The sequence below is a fragment of the Bradyrhizobium sp. CSS354 genome (assembly GCF_029051725.1).
Classification (GTDB): domain Bacteria; phylum Pseudomonadota; class Alphaproteobacteria; order Rhizobiales; family Xanthobacteraceae; genus Bradyrhizobium.
Map to the genome: position 1 here is coordinate 235,990 of NZ_JAACFU010000003.1, position 20,510 is coordinate 256,499.

The window sequence follows — 20,510 nt, forward strand, 5'->3', positions numbered from 1 at the left end:
TCTAGGCGCCTTACGCCCTTGCCGTGATCGCCGCTGCCTCGGCTGCCGCGCGCTGCATGCTATTCGACATCTCGTTCGTGACCGTGCTCTGCTCCTCGACGGCGGCGGCGGTCGACGTCACATATTCGCTGACGCTGGTGATCGCCTGCTTGATCGAACCGAGCGCGCTCACGACGTCGCCGGAGATGCCGTTGAGGCTACCGATCTCAGCGCCGATCTTGTCAGTGGCCTGCTTGGCCTGGTTAGCGAGGCTCTTGACCTCCGAGGCGACCACCGCGAAGCCGCGACCGGCTTCGCCGGCGCGGGCGGATTCGATGGTGGCGTTAAGTGCCAGGAGGTTGATCTGCCCGGTGATGTTGTTGATGAGCTCGACGATCCCGCTCATCGCCAGCGCCGCTTCAGTGAGGCGCTGGGCCTGGGCATCAGCGGACGCGACCTGCTCCACCGCACTCATCGCCGTCTCGCGCGATTTGGTCATGGCCTCGGAGATCTCCCGCACCGAGGCGTTCAGCTCCTCCGATCCGGCGGCGACCGATTCCATCATGCCGCGGACGCGCTCGTTGCCCATGCGGACCAGCACCTGCTTCGTGACGTCGGTCGCATATTTCACGACCTTGAACGGCTTGCCGTTGAGATCCATGATCGGGTTGTACGAGGCCTGGATGTAGACCTCCTTGCCGCCCTTGCCGATACGCTTGTATTCGGCCGCCTGGTACTGACCGCGGTTGAGGGCCGCCCAGAACTCGCGATAGCCATTGCCATCGCGCTCCGACGGCTCCACGAACATGCTGTGGTGCTTGCCCTTGATCTCAGCCAGCGAATAGCCGAGGGCGCCGAGGAAATTGGCGTTAGCGGTGATGATCGTGCCGTCCATGTTGAACTCGATCACCGCCTGCGCCTTCTCGATCGCCGAGATCTGGCCGGCAAGGTCGGCATTCTTCAGCTTCTCCGCCGTGACGTCGGTCGCGAATTTGGCGACGCCGAACGGTTTGCCGTTCTCATCGAGGAGCGGATTGTAGGAGGCGAGAATCCAGACCTCACGACCGCCCTTGCCGATGCGCTTGAACTCGCCGGCCTGGTATTCGCCACGGTTGAGCGCGGCCCAGAACTCGCGATAGGCCGTGCCGTCGCGCTCAGTCTGTGGCACGAAGAGGCTGTGATGCTTGCCCTGGATCTCGGTCAGCGAATAGCCGAGCGCGTTGCAGAAATTCTCGTTGGCGGTGACAATGGTGCCGTCGAGCTTGAACTCGATCACGGCCTGGGCCCGGCTGATGGCGGCGATCTTCGACGCGTCCGTCATGCTCCGGATCCTCTTCTCGGTGATGTCGGTCGCAATCTTTGCGACCATCACCGTCTTGCCGTTGCCGTCGAGCACCGGATTGTAGGATGCTTCGATCCAGACCTCACGGCCGCCCTTCGCGATCCGCTTGAACTCGCGTGCCTGATACTCGCCACGGTTCAATGCAGCCCAGAACGCCTTGTACTCGGCGCTCTCGCGCTGATCGGCCGGCATGAACATGGCATGCTTCTTTCCCTTGATCTCGTCGAGGGAGTAGCCGAGGGCGTTCAAGAAATTCTGGTTGGCGCTCAGGATCGTGCCATCTATGGCAAACTCGATCATGGCCTGCGAGCGGCCGATGGCAGCGAGCTTAGCATCCGCGTCGTTGCGGGACTTGCGGCCAAACATGGGAATCTCCAAATTATGAAATGGCGTAACGGGGATCACGGGACGTGACGGCGGCAACACGTGCCGAATTCCAATCGACAATTCCGCCGGTAAAAGTCGCATGGCGAAGACCGAGGCGGGTACGCAAGGTCAGTCGTACGGGAAAAAGTCGAATAAAGTTCTAACGGATTTTTGGAGATCGACAGGCAAAAGGAGCAACTTGGCGCTGCACGAACGTTCGCTCGCACGCGGCAGCCGCGATCGCGTCACTTGAAATGAGACTTGTTGTTCAACGCGTTGCGGAACATGGACGCGCTGTTGGCGCAAACGGGTTTCACCGAAGGAGGCCGTTCGCGACTCGATATTGCGCTATCCGTAGTGTCACGGTGCTTATCGCGCCTTGTGCAGCGTACGCCGCCCGATCCCCCACAGCGTAAGATTCCAAACGATGCACGTGGCGAGTGCAAGCCCAAGACCGGTGGCGGAGCCGAACCACACGACCGCAACGTGCAACACCGCGATCGCCATTCCGAATCCGAGCAGTCCCCAGGCCGAATTGGCCAGCACCGCGGCGGTCGGCGGACCGCCGATGCGTGGATGCAGGATCAACATGATGCTGGAGAACACAACCGGATACAGCGCGATGATGCCGCTGATCACGGGACCGACCCAGCCCGAGGTCGAGACGACAATGGCGACCAGGGTCGCGACCAGCGCGGCCCGCATCGGCACGTCGTACCAGCGCCGCGTCACCAGTGGCATCTTGACGTAGCGATAGCCCGCCAGCAGCGGAATGCAGATGCCGAACGCGATCAGATTGGCGGCGAGCCCGGCGGTGAGCGACCAGTCGAACTGCTTGATGATCGAGGCGAACACGATCCAGACCGCGACCGCGCTTCCGCAACTCACCAGCAGGCTGCGCCGCTGTGCCAGCACCACATAGGCAACGCACATGAAGACCGTCGCTGCATTGACCGGCAAGCTCGACAGTGCGCCCTGTGCGATGAAGGCGGCATCATGGTCGAGCGCGAGGAAGACGTAGGATGGTCCGGCCGAAACCGGCAAGGTCGCGACCAGCGCGCCGATCACCGGCCCTGAGCGCTCGGTGATGATCGACGCCGTCACGACGAACGCCGCCGCGATCGCCATGCGCAGCAGGAGGATGAGGATGAAGTGGAGCTCGGGGGACATTTTTTTCTTTGTCGTCCCGGGCTTCGCCGAGACGACACTAATTGTGGGGGCGAGCGGCCTTCGCTCGCTACATCCGCTGCATCGACACCGAGACCTTCGGCCCGTTCTTGATGGTCTGATACACCACGCAGTAGCGCTCGGTGAGCTTGAGCAGCAGGTCGAGCTTGTCTTGCGGCGCATCGGTGTCGACGTCGAAGCGCAGACGGATCTCGGCGAAGCCGACCGGGGTCTCCTTGTCGACGCCGAGCGTGCCGCGGAAATCCAGATCGCCCTCGGCGTAGACGTTGCCGGTCTTCAAGGGCACCTCGATCGCGGTCGCGACCGATCTCAGCGTGACGCCGGCGCAGGCGACCAGCGCCTCGAGCAGCATGTCGCCGGAGCAGAGCTCGAGGCCGGAGCCGCCGGTCGCGGGATGCAGGCCGGCCATTGCAATGGCGCGGCCGGTCTCGACCTTGCAGGCGATGCCTTCGCTGTCGGTCGAGCCCTTGGCCTTCAACGTGATCATCGCGGTCTTGGGGTCGGTCTTGTAGCGCTCCTTGATCGGGGCCTGCATCTGGCGCAGTGCTGCGGCGTCCATTTTGTCTCTCCCGGGAAAATCATCTCTGCGAAGTACCGGATTGCGATGTACCGGCTCAGAGAGAAATTGTCACCACCACATGGCCTGACCGGGACCCTGGGTTGCGTCACGGTCGGGCACGCTGCGGTCGAGCGAACGGTCGAGTGACGTCAGCACACTTCGCTTGAAATTCTCGAACAGTGGCGAATTGCGGTCGCGTGGCCGGCCGAGATTGATCTCGATCTGGTCGAACAGCCGGCCCGGCCGCGGCCGCATCACCAGCACCCGGTCGGCCAGCACCACGGCCTCGTCGACGTCATGCGTGACGAGGATGAGCGTCGGCCGCGTGTCGGCCCAGAGATCGAGCAGATGATCCTGGAGGTCCCTGCGGGTGAAGGCATCGAGCGCCGAGAACGGCTCGTCGAGCAAGAGCACCTCGGGCTGCGGCACCAGGGCGCGGGCGATCGCGACGCGCTGTGCCTGCCCGCCCGAGAGCTCGCGCGGCCAGGCCTGCGCTTTCTCGGCGAGCCCGACACGCTCGAGCGCACGCGTCACCTTTTCACGCCGCTCGGTCGCGGGCCCATCGGCAAGACCAAAGCCGATATTGTCGGCGACGCTGAGCCAGGGCAGCAGCCGCGGCTCCTGGAAGATGATGCCGATCTTGGCATGCGGCGAGGCGATCGGCTCGTTGTCGAGCGTCACCGTGCCCGAGCTTGCGCGGTCGAGGCCCGCAATGGCGCGCAGCAGCGTGGACTTGCCGCAGCCCGAGCCGCCGATGATGGCGACGATCTCGCCTTGCCTGATCTCGGCGGAAAAGCGCGCCAGCGCCTGCACGCCGTTGGGATAGGTCTTGCTGACCCGGTCGAGCGCCAGCATCGCCTTATGCTCCCGTCGTACGCCCGAAGGCGTCCTGCCAGCGCAGGAAGGGCGCGGCCGCGATCTCGATCAGCCAATCCGTGAGCTTGCCGAGGATCGCGAAGATCACGATGGCGGCGAGGATCTGCGCGGGCTTGCCGAGCTGCTGACCGTCGAGCAGGAGGTAGCCGAGGCCTTCGGACGCGCCGATCAGCTCGGCCGCCACCACGAACATCCAGCCCAGACCAAGACCGACGCGCAACGACACGACATAGGCCGGCAGCACCGCGGGCAGCAGGATACGGCGGATCATGGCAGGTCCGGAGAGACGGAAGGTGCGACCGACCTCGACGTCTTGCGATCGACGATGAGGATCGCGCCCATCACGCCGAGATAGACCGGGAAGAACACGCCGACCGCGATCAGCGCGATCTTCGAGGTCTCGAAGATGCCGAGCCAGAGGATGAACAGTGGCACCCAGGCCAGCGATGGAATTGCACGCAGCGCCTGTACGGTCGGATCGAGCAGCCGCCGCGCCAGCGACCAATAGCCGGATATGGCGCCGAGCAAGGTGCCCGCGACCACGCCGAACGCAAAGCCAAGGCCGACGCGCCACAGTGTCGCGGCGATGTGACGGCCCAGTTCGACGGAGCGGGCAAGATCAGCGATGGTGGCGAACACGCGCGAGGGCGGCGGCACCAGCCGGCCGTTGGACCAGCCGAGCCAGACTAGGAGTTCCCAGCCAAGCGCGAGGGTCAGTGGCAACAGCAATCCCAGTGTCGGCCCCGCATAGCGCGACAACCACGAAGGCGCGGCGGCGCTTTCGGCCGGTTCCGAGGTTTGTTGCAGCACTGGCGCGTCGAAGATCATGGCCGTAGGAAGCGCGTCTGATCGGGGATTGCAAGGGCGCGCGGCACTCTCGGCGTCGTCACGGACAAGCGCAGCGAAGCGGAGCGCAGATCCGGGACGACGACCGAGTTTGCCACGCACCTGCCTTCAATTCGTCGGCAATGGCACCTGGTCGTCGATCAGAGCATCGAGCGTTGCCTTCACGTCGACCTTGGCGTCGACGACGCCGGCCTGTTGCAAAGCGAGGCCCGCGGCGAGGATCGATTCGCGCTGGGGCGCGCCGATGCGGCTGTGGGTCAGCTCGGTGCGCTCCTTGAGCTGCTTGTCGACGACAGGTTCCGGCAGCTTGGTCACGGCGATGAATGTCTTCTTGAGCTCGTCGTAATTCGCCAGCGAATACTTTCGCGCTTCCTCGTAAACGGCAAGCACGCGGCGGGCCGCGTCCGGATAGTCCTTCAAGAACTGCTCGCGCACATTGAGGATGCCCCAAGTGTTGGCGTCGGCCTTGCGGTAGAACAGTTTCGCGCCGTCCTCGACCTCGGCCTGCGCCATCATCGGATCGAGCCCGGCCCACGCATCGACGTCGCCGCGGATCAGCGCGGTCTTGCCGTCGGCGTGCTGGAGCAGCACCGGGGTGATGTTCTTTTCGGTGAGACCTGCGCCAAGCAATGCGCGCACCAGGAAGATGTGCGGATCGGTGCCGCGCGTCACCGCGACGCGCTTGCCCTTGAGGTCGGCCACATCAGCGATCTTGGAATCCTTTGATGTCACCAACGCCGTCCATTCGGGCCGCGAATAGACGTAGATCGACTTGATCGGGTTGCCGTTGATACGCGCGACCAGCGCCGCCGAGCCCGCGGTCGAGCCGAAATCGATCGAGCCCGCATTGAGGAATTCGAGCGCTTTGTTGGAGCCGGCCGACTGCACCCAGGTGACGGTGATGCCGTCCTTGGCGAACTCCTTTTCCAGGAGCCCCTTCTGCTTCAGGACCATCGACACAGGATTATAGGTCGCCCAGTCGATACGGATTTCCTTGAGCGGATCCGCCGCCCGCGCCGCGGGGGAGACGGCAAGAGCGACCGCCCCCGCCAGCAGTATGCGTCGTGTAAACCTGGTCATGCCCGGCCTCCTCAAAACTTCATTGTTTTTCAATGAGTTATATCTAGAGGTCAACGAGAAAATCCATCCCTCGAAAGCGCGCCGGCTGAGAACAGCTTTGCCCAAAGCCGCACCTTTCCAGCATGGAACGACCATTGCGAGAGAATGGCGGGTGACAGCGCCTGCCGCCTCTTATATCCGGTGAGACATGGACAGCGTCGCGACTGAGCAAAAGGCCGAGGTGGACGATCGTTTCGACACCGCGCGGATCACCGCCGCGGTCGATGCGCTTGCCGAGAAGCACCAGGGACGCGAGGACGCGTTCCGCACGGCCATGGCGCAACTGCTCAAGGCCGAGCTGATTGCGTCGCGCGCCGCGGCACAGACGATCCTGCTGAAGGATCGCCACGGCCGGCGCTGCGCCGAGCGGCTGTGCCACGTGCAGGACGAGATCATCCGCATCCTGTATTCGGCCGCGACCCGCCATCTCTACCGCTCGCCGATCCCGAGCGGTGCCGAGCGCATGGCGGTGGTGGCGACCGGCGGCTATGGCCGCGGCCTGATGGCTCCCGAGTCCGACATCGATCTGCTCTTCATCCTGCCCTACAAGCAGACCGCCTGGGGCGAGCAGGTCGCCGAGGCCATCCTCTATTGTCTCTGGGACATGGGGCTGAAGGTCGGTCATGCCACGCGCTCGGTCGACGAGTCGATCCGGCAGGCGCGGGGCGACATGACCATCCGCACCGCGATCCTGGAGACACGCTTCCTCACCGGAGACCGGCCGCTCTATGACGAGCTGGTCGCCCGCTTCGACAAGGAGGTCGTGCAAGGCACCGCGTCGGAATTCGTCACCGCGAAACTCGCCGAGCGTGAGGAGCGGCATCGCCGCGGCGGCCAATCGCGTTATCTGGTCGAACCCAACGTCAAGGACGGCAAGGGTGCCCTGCGCGACCTGCACACGCTGTTCTGGATCGCGAAGTACGTCTACCGCGTGAGCGACACCGACGAGCTGGTCGGCCGCGGCGTATTCGACGCGCAGGAATACCGCACCTTCCGCCGCTGCGCCGACTTCCTCTGGTCGGTGCGCTGCAATCTTCACTTCCACTCCGGCCGCGCCGAAGAGCGCCTCTCCTTCGACCTCCAGCGTGAGATCGCGGTCCGGCTCGGCTACACCTCGCATCCCGGCATGCAGGACGTCGAGCGCTTCATGAAGCACTACTTCCTGGTCGCCAAGGAAGTCGGCAATCTCACCGCCATCCTCTGCGCCAAGCTCGAGGACCAGCAGGCCAAGCCCGCGCCGGTGCTGAGCCGGATGATGGCGCGGCTACGCCCCACCGCGGTGAAGCGGCGGGTGCCCGACAGCGACGACTTCATCGTCGACAACAACCGCATCAACGTCGCCGCGCCCGACGTCTTCAAGCACGATCCGGTCAATTTGATCCGCATCTTCCGCCTGGCGCAGAAGAACAATCTCGCCTTCCACCCGGACGCGATGCGTGACGTAACGCGCTCGCTCGGCCTGATCAACGCGCAGATGCGCGAGAATCCCGAGGCCAACCGGCTGTTCATGGAGATCCTGACATCCGACAATGCGGAAATCGTGCTGCGGCGGATGAACGAGACCGGCGTGCTCGGCCACTTCATCCGCGCCTTCGGCAAGATCGTCTCGATGATGCAGTTCAACATGTATCATCACTACACCGTCGACGAGCATTTGATCCGCTGCGTCGGCTTCCTCCAGGACATCGAGCGCGGCGGCATCGAGGAATTCGCGGTGGCGAGCGACCTGATGCGCAAGATCCGGCCTGAGCATCGCTCCGTGATCTACATTGCGACGCTGCTGCACGACGTCGCCAAGGGCCGGCCCGAGGATCACTCGATCGCCGGCGCCAAGGTGGCGCGACGGCTTTGCCCGCGGCTCGGCTTCAGTCCGGCCGACACCGAGCTCGTGGCCTGGCTGATCGAGGAGCATCTGACGATGTCCACGGTCGCGCAGTCGCGCGATCTCTCCGACCGCAAGACCATCGAGAATTTCGCCGCCGTGGTGCAGTCGGTCGAGCAGATGAAGCTCTTGACGATCCTGACCACCGCGGACATCCGCGGCGTCGGCCCGGGCGTGTGGAACGGCTGGAAGGCGCAGCTCTTGCGCTCGCTGTACTACGAGACCGAACCGGTGCTGACGGGCGGCTTCTCGGAGGTTGACCGCGGCAAGCGCCTCACGGCCGCATACGCCGAATTCCGCAACGCCTTCGCGAAATGGCCGGCGGAAGAGCTCGACGCCTATATCGGCCGGCACTATCCGGCCTATTGGCTCAAGGTCGAGCTGCCGCGCAAGATCCGCCACGCGCGCTTTGTCCGCGCCAGCGAGCAGGCCGGCCACAAGCTCGCGATCAATGTCGGCTTCGACGAGGTGCGTGGCGTCACCGAGCTGACCATCTTCGCCGCGGACCATCCGTGGCTGCTGTCGATCATCGCAGGCGCCTGTGCCTCGGCCGGTGCCAACATCGTCGATGCCCAGATCTACACCACGACCGACGGTCGCGCGCTCGACACCATCTCGATCTCCAGGGAATACGACCGCGACGAGGACGAGGGACGGCGCGCCACCCGTATCGGCGAGATGATCGAGGACGTGCTGGAAGGCAAGCTGCGTCTGCCCGAAGTGGTGGCGCGGCGCACCGTGCGCGGCAAGGCGCGGCCGTTCGTGATCGAGCCGGAAGTGACCATCAACAACCAATGGTCCGACCGCTACACAGTGATCGAGATGTCCGGTCTCGACCGCCCGGGCCTGCTCTACGAGCTGACCACCGCGATCTCGAAGCTCAACCTCAACATCGCCTCGGCCCATGTCGCGACCTTCGGCGAGCGCGCCCGCGACGTGTTCTACGTCACCGATCTCCTGGGCGCACAGATCAGCGCGCCGACGCGCCAGGCCGCGATCAAGAGCGCGCTGACCCACGTGATGGCCGGCGACAAGGCGGTTCAGCCGGCGGCGTGAGCGGGCAGACCTAAACCGCCACGCCTTCATGCCGCAGCAGCCAGCGCTTGCGCTCGAGGCCGCCGCCATACTTCACCAGAGAACCATCGGCGCCGATCAGGCGGTGGCAAGGCAGCACCACGCTGATCGGGTTGGAGCCGTTGGCATGGCCGACGGCGCGGATGGCCTTGGGCATGTCGATCCTGGCAGCGAGCGCGCCATAACTCATCGTGGTGCCGGCAGGGATTTGCGCCAACGCATTCCAGACCTTCTGCTGAAACGGCGTGCCGGCAATGCGCCAGGCGATGCCTGAGAGCTGGCCGAGGTCGCCGTCGAAATAGCCCGACAGCGCGGTCCGCATGGCCGCGGGCGCGAGTTGGTCACTCAGCTCCACCACACCGTAATGCAGGCGCAAAAGCCCGCGCATGCGGTGCTCGTAATCCTCCCAGTCGAGCGCGCGCAAGGCGCCCGCGGCGTCGGTGACCAGCAGCGCAATCCCGATCGGCGTCGCCAGCCGATCGAGGCCGAAGCTTACAGGTGGGTTGGTCGGTCGCGCGGGCATTGCAGCACCATGGCATCGAAACACGCCATCGCACTTGCCACGCCCGCCGTGCTAACGTCCACCCGAAAGCTGACGCTGGGGGAGCTCAACTTGATCTGGATCGCGAATATCCTGGTGGCGCTGGTCGCCGCACTGCACGCTTACTTCCTGATCCTGGAGATGTTTCTCTGGGACAAGCCGCAGGGCTTGAAGGTCTTCCGCAACACGCCGGAGAAGGCAGCGATCACAAAGGTGCTGGCCGGCAACCAGGGGCTCTATAATGGCTTCCTGGCCGCAGGCCTGGTCTGGGGGCTGGTGCACGGCAATCCGGCCTTCGCGTTCCAGATCAAGGCATTCTTCCTGCTCTGCGTGATCGTGGCCGGCGCTTATGGCGCGGCGACCGTCAGCACGCGCATCCTGATGGTGCAGGCGCTGCCGGCGGCGCTCGCGCTGTTAGCGTTGTTCCTGACCTGAGACGCCATAGCGCGCCGCCGCGATCCTTGCGCGTCGCCTGCCGTTCCTCCACAATCTCCGACAGCGATGGCGACCGTTGGCAATCAACGGGAAAAGACCGTCGGTCGGAAATTCCGTCAGGAGGAACAACCCACATGAGCAATCGCAGAGCCTTCATCACTGCCACGGCGGCGCTCGCCTTCGCGTTCTCCGCCAACCAAGCTCTCGCCCAGAAGAAATACGACACCGGCGCGAGCGACACCGAGATCAAGATCGGCCAGACCGTTCCGTTCTCGGGGGCCTATTCCGTCTACGCCAATATCGGCAAGACCCAGGCCGCCTACTTCAAGATGATCAACGATCAGGGCGGCATCAACGGCCGCAAGATCAATCTGATCCAGTATGACGACGCCTATTCGCCGCCGAAGACGGTCGAGCAGGTGCGTAAGCTCGTCGAAGGCGACGAGGTGCTGTTCACCTTCCAGATCATCGGCACAGCCGCGAATGCCGCCGTGCAAAAATATCTCAACGGCAAGAAGATCCCGCAGCTGCTGGCCTCGACCGGCGCTGCGCGCTTCAACGATCCGCAGAACTATCCCTGGACCATCGCCTATAATCCCAACTACGTGTCCGAGGGGCGCATCTACGCCAAGTACATTCTCAAGGAGCATCCGAACGCCAAGATCGGCGTGCTCTACCAGAACGACGACATGGGCCGCGACTATCTCGCCGGCCTCAAGAGCGGGCTCGGCGACAAGGCCGCCAGCATGATCGTCGGCGAAGTGTCCTACGAGGTCACCGATCCAACGGTGGACTCGCAGGTGGTCAAACTGAAGTCGCTGGGCGCCGACCTTTTCTACGACGCCTCTACGCCGAAATTCGCGGCACAGGCGATCAAGAAGGTGGCCGAGCTCGGTTGGACGCCGGTGCACATTCTCGACATCAACGCGAGCCCGATCTCGGCGACGCTGAAGCCGGCTGGCCTCGAGATCTCCAAGGGCATCATCTCCACCCAATACGGCAAGGAGCCCAGTGATCCCCAGTGGAAGGACGATCCGGGCGTGAAGGCCTTCTTTGCCTTCATGGACAAGTATTTTCCGGAAGGTGACAAGCTCAATACCGTCAACACCTATGCTTATTCAGTCGCCGAATTGCTGACGCAAGTGCTGAAGCAGTGCGGCGACGACCTGTCGCGCGAGAACGTCATGAAGCAGGTCGCCAACATCAAGGACTTCACCCCGAGCTTCGCGCTGCCCGGCATCAAGATCAACACCGGGCCGAACGACTACCGCGTCAACAAGCAGATGCAGATGATGAAGTTCAACGGCGAGCGCTGGGAGCTGTTCGGCCCGATCATGGAGGATGCGGGTCCAGCGGGTTAGTCTCTCGGAGATTTCATAGGGTGGGTCACGCCCGGCGGACGCGCTTCGCGCATCCGCCGGGGCCGGCCCACCTTACGAACCTGCTACGAAGCCGCGCATGCTACGAACTACCGGCGCACGCCCAGCTTGCGTTGCAACAATGCCTCCTCCACTATCGCCCTCAGCGGTGGCATCAGGTGCGCACAAGCGCACCGATTGATCACCGGCGATAAACACTGAGGAAATGCGAATGAGGAATGGAATTCTGCATCTGGCCACTGCAACGGCGCTGACCCTGGCGCTGTCGATGCCGGCGGCCAATGCCCAGAAGAAATATGATCCGGGCGCCAGCGATACCGAGATCAAAGTCGGCCAGACCGTGCCGTTCTCGGGACCGGCGTCGGCCTATGCGTCGATCGGCAAGACCCAGGCCGCCTATTTCAAGATGATCAACGACCAGGGCGGCATCAACGGCCGCAAGATCAACCTGATCCAGTATGACGACGCTTACTCGCCGCCGAAAGCGGTGGAGCAGGTGCGCAAGCTGGTCGAGAGCGATGAGGTGCTCTTGACCTTCCAGATCATCGGCACGCCATCGAATGCGGCCGTGCAAAAGTATCTCAACTCCAAGAAGGTGCCGCAGCTGTTCGCGGCCACAGGCGCCTCGAAGTTCACGGACCCGAAGAACTTTCCGTGGACGATGGGGTACAACCCGAACTATTTCGTCGAAGGCCGCATCTACGGCCAGTACATCCTGAAGGAATATCCCAACGCCAAAGTCGGCGTGCTCTATCAGAACGACGACCTCGGCAAGGACTATCTGAACGGCATCAAGGCCGGACTCGGCGACAAGGCCGCCAAGATGATCGTCAACGAGTCCTCCTACGAAGTCTCGGACCCGACGGTCGATTCGCAGATCCTCAAGATCAAGGATGCGGGCGCCGATCTGTTCTTCAGCGCCAGCACGCCGAAGCAGGCGGCGCAGGCGATCAAGAAGATCGGCGAGATCGGCTGGAAGCCGGTGCAGATCGTCGACATCAACGCCACCTCGGTCGGCGCGGTGATGAAGCCTGCCGGTCTCGACGCCGCCAAGGGCGTGATCAGTGTCAATTACGGCAAGGATCCGCTCGACCCGACCTGGAAGGACGATGCCGGCCTGAAGAAGTATTTCGACTTCATGGCGAAGTACTATCCGGACGGCGACAAGGATTCGAACTTCAACACCTACGGCTACGGCACCGCCCAGCTTCTGGCCCACGTGCTGCAGCAGTGCGGCGACAACCTGACGCGCGAAAATGTCATGAAGCAGGCGGCGTCGCTAAAGGACGTGACCAGCGATATCGCCCTGCCCGGCATCAAGGCCAACACCTCGGCGACCGACTACCGCGTCAACAAGCAGCTTCAGATGATGAAGTTCAACGGCGAACGCTGGGAGCTGTTCGGCCCGATCCTGGAGGATGCGGGTCCGGCGGGTTAGTTCCGCACAGTCATTCCGGGCTGGCGCGCGAGCGCCAGACCCGGAATCTCGAGATTCTCAGGTGCGCAATTGCGCACCTGAGTTCGATGCTTTCGCATCGCCCCGGAACGACGTGGCTCTACTCCGGCACCTCGCCAAAGTTCTTTCCCACGGGCAGCACCGCATGCCGAATGAGCCGTGAATCCTCCACCGCGGCCTGCCTGTGCTTTACCGCCTCGCGATAGACGGGATCGCGGATCATCTCGACGAAGGCGGCGACGCTTGGGTATTCGGCGATGAAGCAATGGTCCCAGCGCTCGGTCTCGGGGCCGATCAGCATCAGTTCGAATTTGCCCTGCCAGACGATGCGGCCGCCGAGGCGTTCGAACACCGGGCCACTCTCGCGGCCATAGGCCGCATAGGCTTCCGCACCGCTCGTCTTGCGGCCATCCGGATAGGCCGCCTCCTTGCGCAAGCGCACCAGGTTGAGCATGTGGATCGGGCCGGGGCGGTCGTTGTCCCGGAACTGCGCGAAAATCTCCTTGGTCGGATCGATGTGGCCCATCTGAGTTCCCTCTTGTTTTATGCCGGCGATCCTACCGCCGCCGTCGGACCAGCGGAACTGCGGCCACCGAATGCCGCACCTCCTAATCACGCGTTAAGCTCTGGGTAACCGGGCCTTAAACAGCGACCGCTAGCGTGCGGCGGGGCGGGCTGACCGGGCGTTTGCGTATGGGGTTGGGAAAGAAAAAGGGTGGGCGGAAGGAGCCGTTGTTCGGCTTGCCTGCGGCACTCGCCGATCTGCGCCTGACCGCGGCCGACCGCATTCCTGGCGGCGATGACAAGCCGAAGAAACCAACGAAATCATCTGCCAAGCGCAAGAGCGAGGATGCCGGCGACGAGCAGCCGCGCGAGCGGAAGGCGCCGGCCGGCCGCGGCAGCGCCAAGCGGCGATCCAAGTCGCGCATTGGCGCCAGTCTAGGCCGCCTGGTCTATTGGGGCGCGGTGCTGGGCCTGTGGGGCGCAATCGCCGTGATCGGCGTCGTGATCTGGGTCGGCGCTCATCTGCCGCCGATCCAGTCGCTGGAAATCCCCAAGCGGCCACCGACGATCCAGATCGTCGGCATCGACGGCAGCATGCTGGCGCAACGGGGCGAGATGGCGGGCGCCAATGTCGCGCTGAAGGATCTGCCGCAATATCTGCCCAAGGCGTTCATCGCCATCGAGGATCGCCGCTTCTATTCGCATTTCGGAATTGACCCCGTAGGCATCCTGCGCGCGCTCGTCACCAACGTGCTCCATCGCGGCGTGTCGCAGGGCGGCTCGACGCTGACACAGCAATTGGCGAAAAACCTGTTCCTGACCCAAGAGCGCACCATGGCGCGCAAGCTGCAGGAAGCGGAGCTCGCGATCTGGCTGGAGCGCAAGCATTCCAAGAACGAGATTTTGGAGCTCTATCTCAACCGTGTCTATTTCGGCTCCGGCGCCTATGGCGTCGAAGCCGCCGCGCAGCGCTATTTCGGCAAGTCGGCCAAGAACGTCACCGTCGCGGAGGCCGCGATGCTGGCCGGCCTCGTCAAATCGCCCTCGCGGCTCGCGCCGAACCGCAACCCCGAGGGCGCAGAAGCGCGCGCGAAAATCGTGCTCACGGCGATGGCGGACGCCAAATTCATCACCGAGGCGCAGGCGCAGGCCTCGATCGGCCAACCCTCCTACAATGTGAAGCCGGTCGGCGCCGGCACGGTCAATTACGTCGCCGACTGGATCGGCGAGGTGCTGGACGATCTGGTCGGGCAGATCGACGAGAGCATCAAGGTCGAGACCACGATCGATCCGAAGCTCCAGAGCGTGGCCGAAGCCGCCATCATCGACGAGCTCGCGGCCAAGAGCGTGAAGTTCAATGTCAGCCAGGGCGCGCTGGTGGCGATGACGCCTGACGGCGCGGTGCGCGCCATGGTCGGGGGCCGGAACTATTCCGAGAGCCAGTACAACCGCGCGGTCACTGCCAGGCGCCAGCCGGGCTCCTCGTTCAAGCCGTTCGTGTACTTGACCGCGCTCGAGCAGGGGCTGACGCCCGACACGCTCCGCCAGGACGCGCCGATCGAGGTCAAGGGCTGGAAGCCTGAGAACTACACCCACGAATATTTCGGCGCGGTGACGCTGACCCAGGCGCTCGCGATGTCGCTCAACACGGTCGCCATCCGCCTCGGCCTCGAGGTCGGGCCGAAGAACGTGGTGCGCACCGCGCACCGGCTCGGCATCTCCTCGAAACTCGAGCCCAACGCCTCGATCGCGCTCGGCACCTCCGAAGTCTCGATGGTCGAGCTGGTCGGCGCCTATGCACCCTTCGCCAATGGCGGCTTCACGGCGACGCCGCATGTCGTCACGCGGATCAGGACGCTCAGTGGCAAGCTGCTCTACATGCGCCAGGCGGACGAGCACAACCAGGTGGTCGACCCGCGCTATGTCGGCATGATGAACGCGATGATGCGGGAAACGCTGATCAGCGGCACCGCCAAGAAGGCGGAGATCCCGGGCTGGCCGGCGGCCGGCAAGACCGGCACCAGCCAGGACTACCGTGACGCCTGGTTCATCGGCTACACCGCCAACCTCGTCACCGGCGTGTGGCTCGGCAATGACGACAACTCGCCGACCAAGAAGGCGACCGGCGGCGGCTTGCCGGTCGAAGTCTGGTCGCGCTTCATGAAGACGGCGCACGAGGGCGTGCCGGTGGCAGCCTTGCCAAGCTCTCCAGGTGGCTGGGGCCTCTCGAACCTCGCGCAGGCGACGTCGCAAGTGTCGCCGCCAACGGCGGCAGCGCCCGCACCGGCACCGGCCAACAACGGCGGCTATCGTCCAGCCCCCACGCGCGCCAATGCGCGACCGGAAGCAGCCGCAGGACTCGATGGCTGGCTGATGGACCGGCTGTTTGGCGGGAATCGCTAGGTTGTGCTTGAGGTCCGGGTGACCTCAAAACAAAAACTGCGAAAACAACCCCATGCACAGTAGCCGAGGATAACGAAATCAACGGCTTGCGCGGGCAGCACAGACGCTGGAATCGCGCGCTGGGCTGTCATTCCCCGCGGAGGCGGGGAAGCCAGTACGCCGCGGCTTCTTGATTCAATAACAACTGTCTCTGGAATACTGGATCGCCCGCTTTCGCGGGCGATGACAGTGTCGGATGGAGTTGGCAGCGAGAGCCTAATCCTCGACCCCGTACCGGTGCAGGTCGTTGCCGTACGTATCGAGCCACTTCTTGGCGCGCTCCATCGACGGGCAGACCTTGCCGCAGACGCGCCAGAACCGCGCCGAGTGGTTCATCTCGACGAGATGGGCGACCTCGTGGGCCGCGAGGTAGTCGAGCACGTAGGGCGGCGCGAGGATCAGGCGCCAGGAGAACGACAACGAGCCGGCCGAGGTGCAGGAGCCCCAACGACTGGATTGATCGCGGATCGAGAGCCGCTTGACCTTGACCCCGAGCTCGGCGGCATAGGATTCCGCGGCACGCTGAAGGTCGCGGCGCGCCTCGCGCTTGAGAAAGTCGCTGATGCGACGGTCGGCATGCTCGACGCCGCCGGCGACGCAGAGAATGCGTTCACCGCTATCGCGCACTTCGGTCCACACCGTACCGCGCGTGCCGGCGCGATGAACGATGCGATGAGAAACGCCGCGAAGCGGTATCACTGTGCCAGGCTGGAACGGTGCGGCCTTCGGCAAACGACCGAGACGTGCCGCGATCCATGCGCCGTGACGCTGTGCGAAGTCTTTTGCTTCGGCGAGCGTGCCGCGCGGCGGCATGGTGAGGATGGCTTCGCGATCGCTCGGATGAATTCTGAGCGTGTAACGGCGCGCGCGGCGATGCCGGCGCAGTCGAATCGCAAAATATTGCGATCCATGGGTGATCAGGAGGGTCTTCGGCTCGTGGGGCCGACGATAGAGGAGTGCGCGAGTGGCCATGTCTGTCAGTCCGGGGGGCAGGAGAGCGCCCGGATTCTGCCATAACCGCCGCCAGGGAAAGCGCTCGGCGCAAAAACAAATCATTTGCCCAATATACAGGGGTCTGGCGTCCGGGAGACCCTACAGACTGGGGTTGGAACCGGCTTTTTTCGCCCCCGTCAGGCGCATGCGGCACCCCCAAGGGGTGAGGTTGGACTCACTCCTACAAAGCTACCTAAATACCGCGAATCTGGCGGGAACTCACCCCTGTCGGAGCCTCCGACAGGGCGTCGATTTTCAGCGGGAAAGCCGAAAAACGCGATTATTCGGCCGCGAGCGCCTGCAATGAGCTCGGATTCGCCGCCGACACCATGAAGTCATGGATGCGCGGCACGATTTCCGATTTGAAGCGCGAACCATTGAACACGCCGTAATGTCCAACGCCCTTCTGGACATAATGAACGCGGCGATGATCGGGAATCGAGCTGCACAATGCGTGCGTTGCTTCGGTCTGACCGATGCCGGAGATGTCGTCGTTCTCGCCTTCGACCGTCATCAACGCGACGCGCGTGACCTTTGAGGGATCGACGCGTGTTCCACGATGGGTCATCTCGCCCTTCGGCAGCGAATGCTTCACGAACACGGTGTCGACGGTCTGCAGGTAATATTCGGCGGAGAGATCCATCACCGCGAGATATTCGTCGTAGAAGTCGCGATGCTTGTCGACGAGGTCGCCGTCGCCCTTCACCAAATTGGCGAACAGCTGCTTGTGGGCGTCCATATGCCGGTCGAGATTCATGCTGATGAAGCCGTTCAGCTGCAGGAAGCCCGGATAGACGTCGCGCATCATGCCCGGATGCGGGAACGGCACCTTGGTGATGACGTGGTTGCGGAACCAGTCGATGCCGCGCTCTTGGGCGAGGTTGTTCACCGCGGTCGGATTGCGACGGGTGTCGATCGGACCGCCCATCAGCGTCATCGAGGTCGGCACGAAGGGATCACGCCGCGCTTCCATGATCGAAACGGCAGCGACGACGGGAACCGAGGGCTGGCACACCGCCAGCACATGCGTGTTACCGCCGAGGACATGCAGCATCTCGATGACGTAGTCGATGTAGTCGTCGAGATCGAAGCGGCCGTCGCTGAGCGGCACCATGCGGGCATCGGCCCAATCGGTGATGTAAACCTCATGCGCCGGCAGGAAAGCCTCGACCGTCCCGCGGAGCAGCGTCGCGTAATGGCCGGACATCGGTGCCACGATCAGCACGCGCGGCTGCGGACTGCGCAGCGGACGGGTGAACTTGCGATCGAAGTAGAGCAGGCGGCAGAACGGCTTTTCCCAGACCGAGCGAACCTCGACGGGGACGCGGATGCCGTTGACCTCGGTATCGTTGAGGCCCCATTCCGGCTTGCCGTAGCGGCGCGTGGTGCGTTCGAACAATTCGCAAGCCGCGGCAACCGACTTGCCGACCTCGGTGCGTGCCCACGGATTGAGGGGATTTTGAAACAGCAGCTTGGTTGCGTCCGTGATCGCACGCGCCGGATTGAGAGAGGCTTGCCCCATCTCGTACATCCAGTACATCGGCGTCGTCAGGACCGGACTGCCTTCGGCCACCAGGGGCGGCGCGCCGCCAAACTCACCAATCGGCATCGCTATATTCCTCTTCGCATCGCAGCATACTGCCGAATGCGTAATATTGCGTCAATGCATGGTTCCGTACATCTACGTGGCCCAGGTGCCCAAACCGGGCTGAATCCACGAGAAAGTGACGTTATTCGCCGCCTGACAGCAACGAGCCCTGCATCCGGGCGCTGCGCAAAAGGGCAAGGAATGCCCCAAAAGATGCAACCAACAGCACCACGTTGATGGCCAACGCGCCCAGCATCAGATCGGTCCTGCAGGTGTTTTCGATCAGCAGCGCGCGCATCCCTTCGAACACATAGGTCGGCGGCAGCGTCCAGGCGACATATTGCAACCAGACCGGCAGCACGCTGACGGGATAGTAGACGCAGGCGAGCGGCATGATGCCGAACATCAAGGTCCAGACGATGCTCTCGGCGCCGAGGCCGTTTCGCAGCACCAGGCCGGAAACGAAGATGCCGACCGACCAGCTCGTGAAGATCAGATTGCAGAAGAACGCAATCAGCGGCACGCCGAGTGCATAAACGTTGAAGTGAAACAGGAACAACGCGAGCAGCGTCATCGGGATGACGCCGATCGCGAGCCTGATCAGACTCATGATCATCAGCGACAGCAGGAACTCGATCGGCTTCAGCGGGCTCATCATGAGATTGCCGAGGTTGCGCGCCCACATCTCTTCCAGGAACGAGATCGAGAAGCCGAGCTGCCCGCGAAACAGGATGTCCCAGAGGATAACGGCGCCGATCAGGGTGCCGCCGGCACGGGCGAAGAAGTTTGCATTCTGCGCGATATAAAGCTGAAGAAAGCCCCAGGTGATGACCTGCAGCGCCGGCCAGTAGAGCAGCTCGAGCAGCCGCGGCCAGGACGACAGCAAGAGGTACCAATAGCGCAGGATCATCGCGCCGATGCGATGCAGGGAGATGCCGCGGTGAACGGTGAGCTCGCTCATGGCGGCCTCCCGTAGCCCGGATGGAGCGTAGCGCAATCCGGGGCCGGTCGGGCCAGATGCGCGAATCCCGGATTACGCTGCGCTCCATCCGGGCTACGAATGCAGTCACTCATCGTGCGTCCTCCTGCGCGCCGTTCACCCGGCCGCGCGCGACGTCCAGAAACACCTCTTCCAGCGTGGTGCGGTTGTAGCGCGCCATGATGGCTTCGGGCGTATCGTCGTCCTCGATGCGGCCGCGCTTCATGATGATGACGCGGTCGCAGAGCCGCTCGACTTCGAGCATGTTGTGCGAGGCCAGGAGGATGGTGGCGTTGTTCGCCTTGCGATAACGCTCCAGATGACCCCGAACCCAGTCGGCGGTGTCGGGATCGAGCGAGGCGGTCGGCTCGTCCAGCAACAGCAGCTCGGGCTGGTTGATCAGCGCCTTGGCAAGCGCAACGCGCGTCTTTTGTCCTGCGGAGAGCTTGCCGTTAGCGCGGTCGATGAACTCGGTGAGATCGAGATCGTAGGCCAGCTCAGCGATGCGCTCGGAGAGGTTCTTCACCGCATAGAGCTTGCCGAACACGGTGAGGTTCTGACGCACCGTGAGCCGCATCGGCATGTCGACATAGGGGCTCTCGAAATTCATCCGCCCCAGCACGGAAGCACTTTCCTCCGGCATTCGATGCCCGAGCACCTGCACGCGGCCGGAGGTCGGCAGCACGAGGCCCATGATCGTCGCGATGGTCGTGGTCTTGCCGGCGCCGTTGCCGCCCAGCAGCCCCGTGATGCTGCCGCGCGGAAGCGAAAAGGAGATGTCGTCGACGGCGCGGGTCTGCTTGTACACCTTGACGAGGTGATCGACCGCGATTGCCGCGGAGAGGCTGCGATCCGCGACAGTCGGCCAGCTTGAAGCCTTGTCATTCTCGGTCATGCTGGGCGTTCTTCTGCTATTGCAGCGGAGAGCGCAAGGCTTGTAATCCGGTGGTTCCGTGAGCCGC

The 20,510-nt window shown here is 63.6% G+C and carries 16 protein-coding genes and 1 pseudogene; 5 read left to right on the forward strand and 12 right to left on the reverse strand.

Going from position 1 to position 20,510, the window contains the following annotated elements; genetic code table 11:
- Positions 1–10: 10 nt before the first annotated feature.
- From GWG67_RS08135 to GWG67_RS08160, 6 genes and pseudogenes are all read right to left on the reverse strand, one after another.
- Positions 11–1,687 (reverse strand): PAS domain-containing methyl-accepting chemotaxis protein, encoded by a 1,677-nt coding sequence (locus GWG67_RS08135; RefSeq protein WP_275168620.1) that lies wholly within the window; start codon positions 1,685–1,687, stop codon positions 11–13.
- Positions 1,688–2,056: 369 nt separating this feature from the next.
- Entirely contained in the window at positions 2,057–2,857 is an 801-nt protein-coding gene (locus tag GWG67_RS08140; protein ID WP_275168621.1) for a hypothetical protein, read from the reverse strand.
- A 67-nt stretch (positions 2,858–2,924) separates the two neighbouring features.
- Positions 2,925–3,434, reverse strand: a complete 510-nt coding sequence (locus GWG67_RS08145; protein ID WP_275168623.1) for an OsmC family protein — start codon at positions 3,432–3,434, stop codon at positions 2,925–2,927.
- A gap of 69 nt (positions 3,435–3,503) precedes the next feature.
- A complete protein-coding gene (locus tag GWG67_RS08150; RefSeq protein WP_275168625.1) occupies positions 3,504–4,289 on the reverse strand; it encodes an ABC transporter ATP-binding protein in 786 nt (261 codons plus the stop codon).
- A 4-nt stretch (positions 4,290–4,293) separates the two neighbouring features.
- A pseudogene (locus GWG67_RS08155) lies at positions 4,294–5,138 on the reverse strand (ABC transporter permease).
- 126 nt (positions 5,139–5,264) lie between these two features.
- Complete coding sequence (locus tag GWG67_RS08160; protein ID WP_275168627.1) at positions 5,265–6,236, reverse strand: aliphatic sulfonate ABC transporter substrate-binding protein; 972 nt, start codon at positions 6,234–6,236, stop codon at positions 5,265–5,267.
- Between the two features lie 187 nt (positions 6,237–6,423).
- On the opposite strand from GWG67_RS08160, the gene GWG67_RS08165 reads away from it, so the two are divergent.
- Positions 6,424–9,213, forward strand: coding sequence for a [protein-PII] uridylyltransferase (locus GWG67_RS08165; protein WP_275168629.1), 2,790 nt, complete (start codon positions 6,424–6,426; stop codon positions 9,211–9,213).
- 10 nt (positions 9,214–9,223) lie between these two features.
- Here the strand turns inward: GWG67_RS08165 and GWG67_RS08170 are convergent, their stop codons facing one another.
- Positions 9,224–9,754 carry a methylated-DNA--[protein]-cysteine S-methyltransferase gene (locus tag GWG67_RS08170; protein ID WP_275168631.1) on the reverse strand — a complete coding sequence of 177 codons (531 nt, stop codon included), beginning with the start codon at positions 9,752–9,754 and terminating at the stop codon, positions 9,224–9,226.
- Between the two features lie 9 nt (positions 9,755–9,763).
- Here GWG67_RS08170 and GWG67_RS08175 point away from each other — a divergent pair, with 9 nt between their 5' ends.
- The 3 genes from GWG67_RS08175 (at position 9,764) to GWG67_RS08185 (ending at position 13,024) form a co-directional block, all read left to right on the forward strand.
- Positions 9,764–10,207: a DUF1304 domain-containing protein gene (locus tag GWG67_RS08175; protein ID WP_275168632.1), complete on the forward strand. Its 444-nt coding sequence runs from the start codon at positions 9,764–9,766 to the stop codon at positions 10,205–10,207.
- A gap of 134 nt (positions 10,208–10,341) precedes the next feature.
- The gene (locus GWG67_RS08180) at positions 10,342–11,568 is read left to right on the forward strand and encodes an ABC transporter substrate-binding protein (protein WP_275168634.1); all 1,227 of its coding nucleotides are present in this window, start codon (positions 10,342–10,344) and stop codon (positions 11,566–11,568) included.
- A 229-nt stretch (positions 11,569–11,797) separates the two neighbouring features.
- Positions 11,798–13,024 carry an ABC transporter substrate-binding protein gene (locus tag GWG67_RS08185; RefSeq protein WP_275168636.1) on the forward strand — a complete coding sequence of 409 codons (1,227 nt, stop codon included), beginning with the start codon at positions 11,798–11,800 and terminating at the stop codon, positions 13,022–13,024.
- 118 nt (positions 13,025–13,142) lie between these two features.
- Here the strand turns inward: GWG67_RS08185 and GWG67_RS08190 are convergent, their stop codons facing one another.
- Positions 13,143–13,568, reverse strand: coding sequence for a DUF1330 domain-containing protein (locus GWG67_RS08190; RefSeq protein WP_275168638.1), 426 nt, complete (start codon positions 13,566–13,568; stop codon positions 13,143–13,145).
- Between the two features lie 167 nt (positions 13,569–13,735).
- Between GWG67_RS08190 and GWG67_RS08195 the strand changes: the two genes are divergently transcribed.
- Complete coding sequence (locus GWG67_RS08195) at positions 13,736–15,949, forward strand: transglycosylase domain-containing protein (protein ID WP_275168639.1); 2,214 nt, start codon at positions 13,736–13,738, stop codon at positions 15,947–15,949.
- A gap of 255 nt (positions 15,950–16,204) precedes the next feature.
- On the opposite strand, the gene GWG67_RS08200 is transcribed toward GWG67_RS08195, so the two are convergent.
- From GWG67_RS08200 to GWG67_RS08215, 4 genes are all read right to left on the reverse strand, one after another.
- Positions 16,205–17,044 (reverse strand): M48 family metallopeptidase, encoded by an 840-nt coding sequence (locus GWG67_RS08200; RefSeq protein WP_275168640.1) that lies wholly within the window; start codon positions 17,042–17,044, stop codon positions 16,205–16,207.
- Positions 17,045–17,261: 217 nt separating this feature from the next.
- A complete protein-coding gene (locus GWG67_RS08205; protein WP_275168641.1) occupies positions 17,262–18,590 on the reverse strand; it encodes a polyhydroxyalkanoate depolymerase in 1,329 nt (442 codons plus the stop codon).
- A 121-nt stretch (positions 18,591–18,711) separates the two neighbouring features.
- Positions 18,712–19,530 (reverse strand): ABC transporter permease, encoded by an 819-nt coding sequence (locus GWG67_RS08210; RefSeq protein ID WP_275168642.1) that lies wholly within the window; start codon positions 19,528–19,530, stop codon positions 18,712–18,714.
- Positions 19,531–19,639: 109 nt separating this feature from the next.
- Positions 19,640–20,443: an ABC transporter ATP-binding protein gene (locus tag GWG67_RS08215; RefSeq protein WP_275168644.1), complete on the reverse strand. Its 804-nt coding sequence runs from the start codon at positions 20,441–20,443 to the stop codon at positions 19,640–19,642.
- Positions 20,444–20,510: the final 67 nt, after the last annotated feature.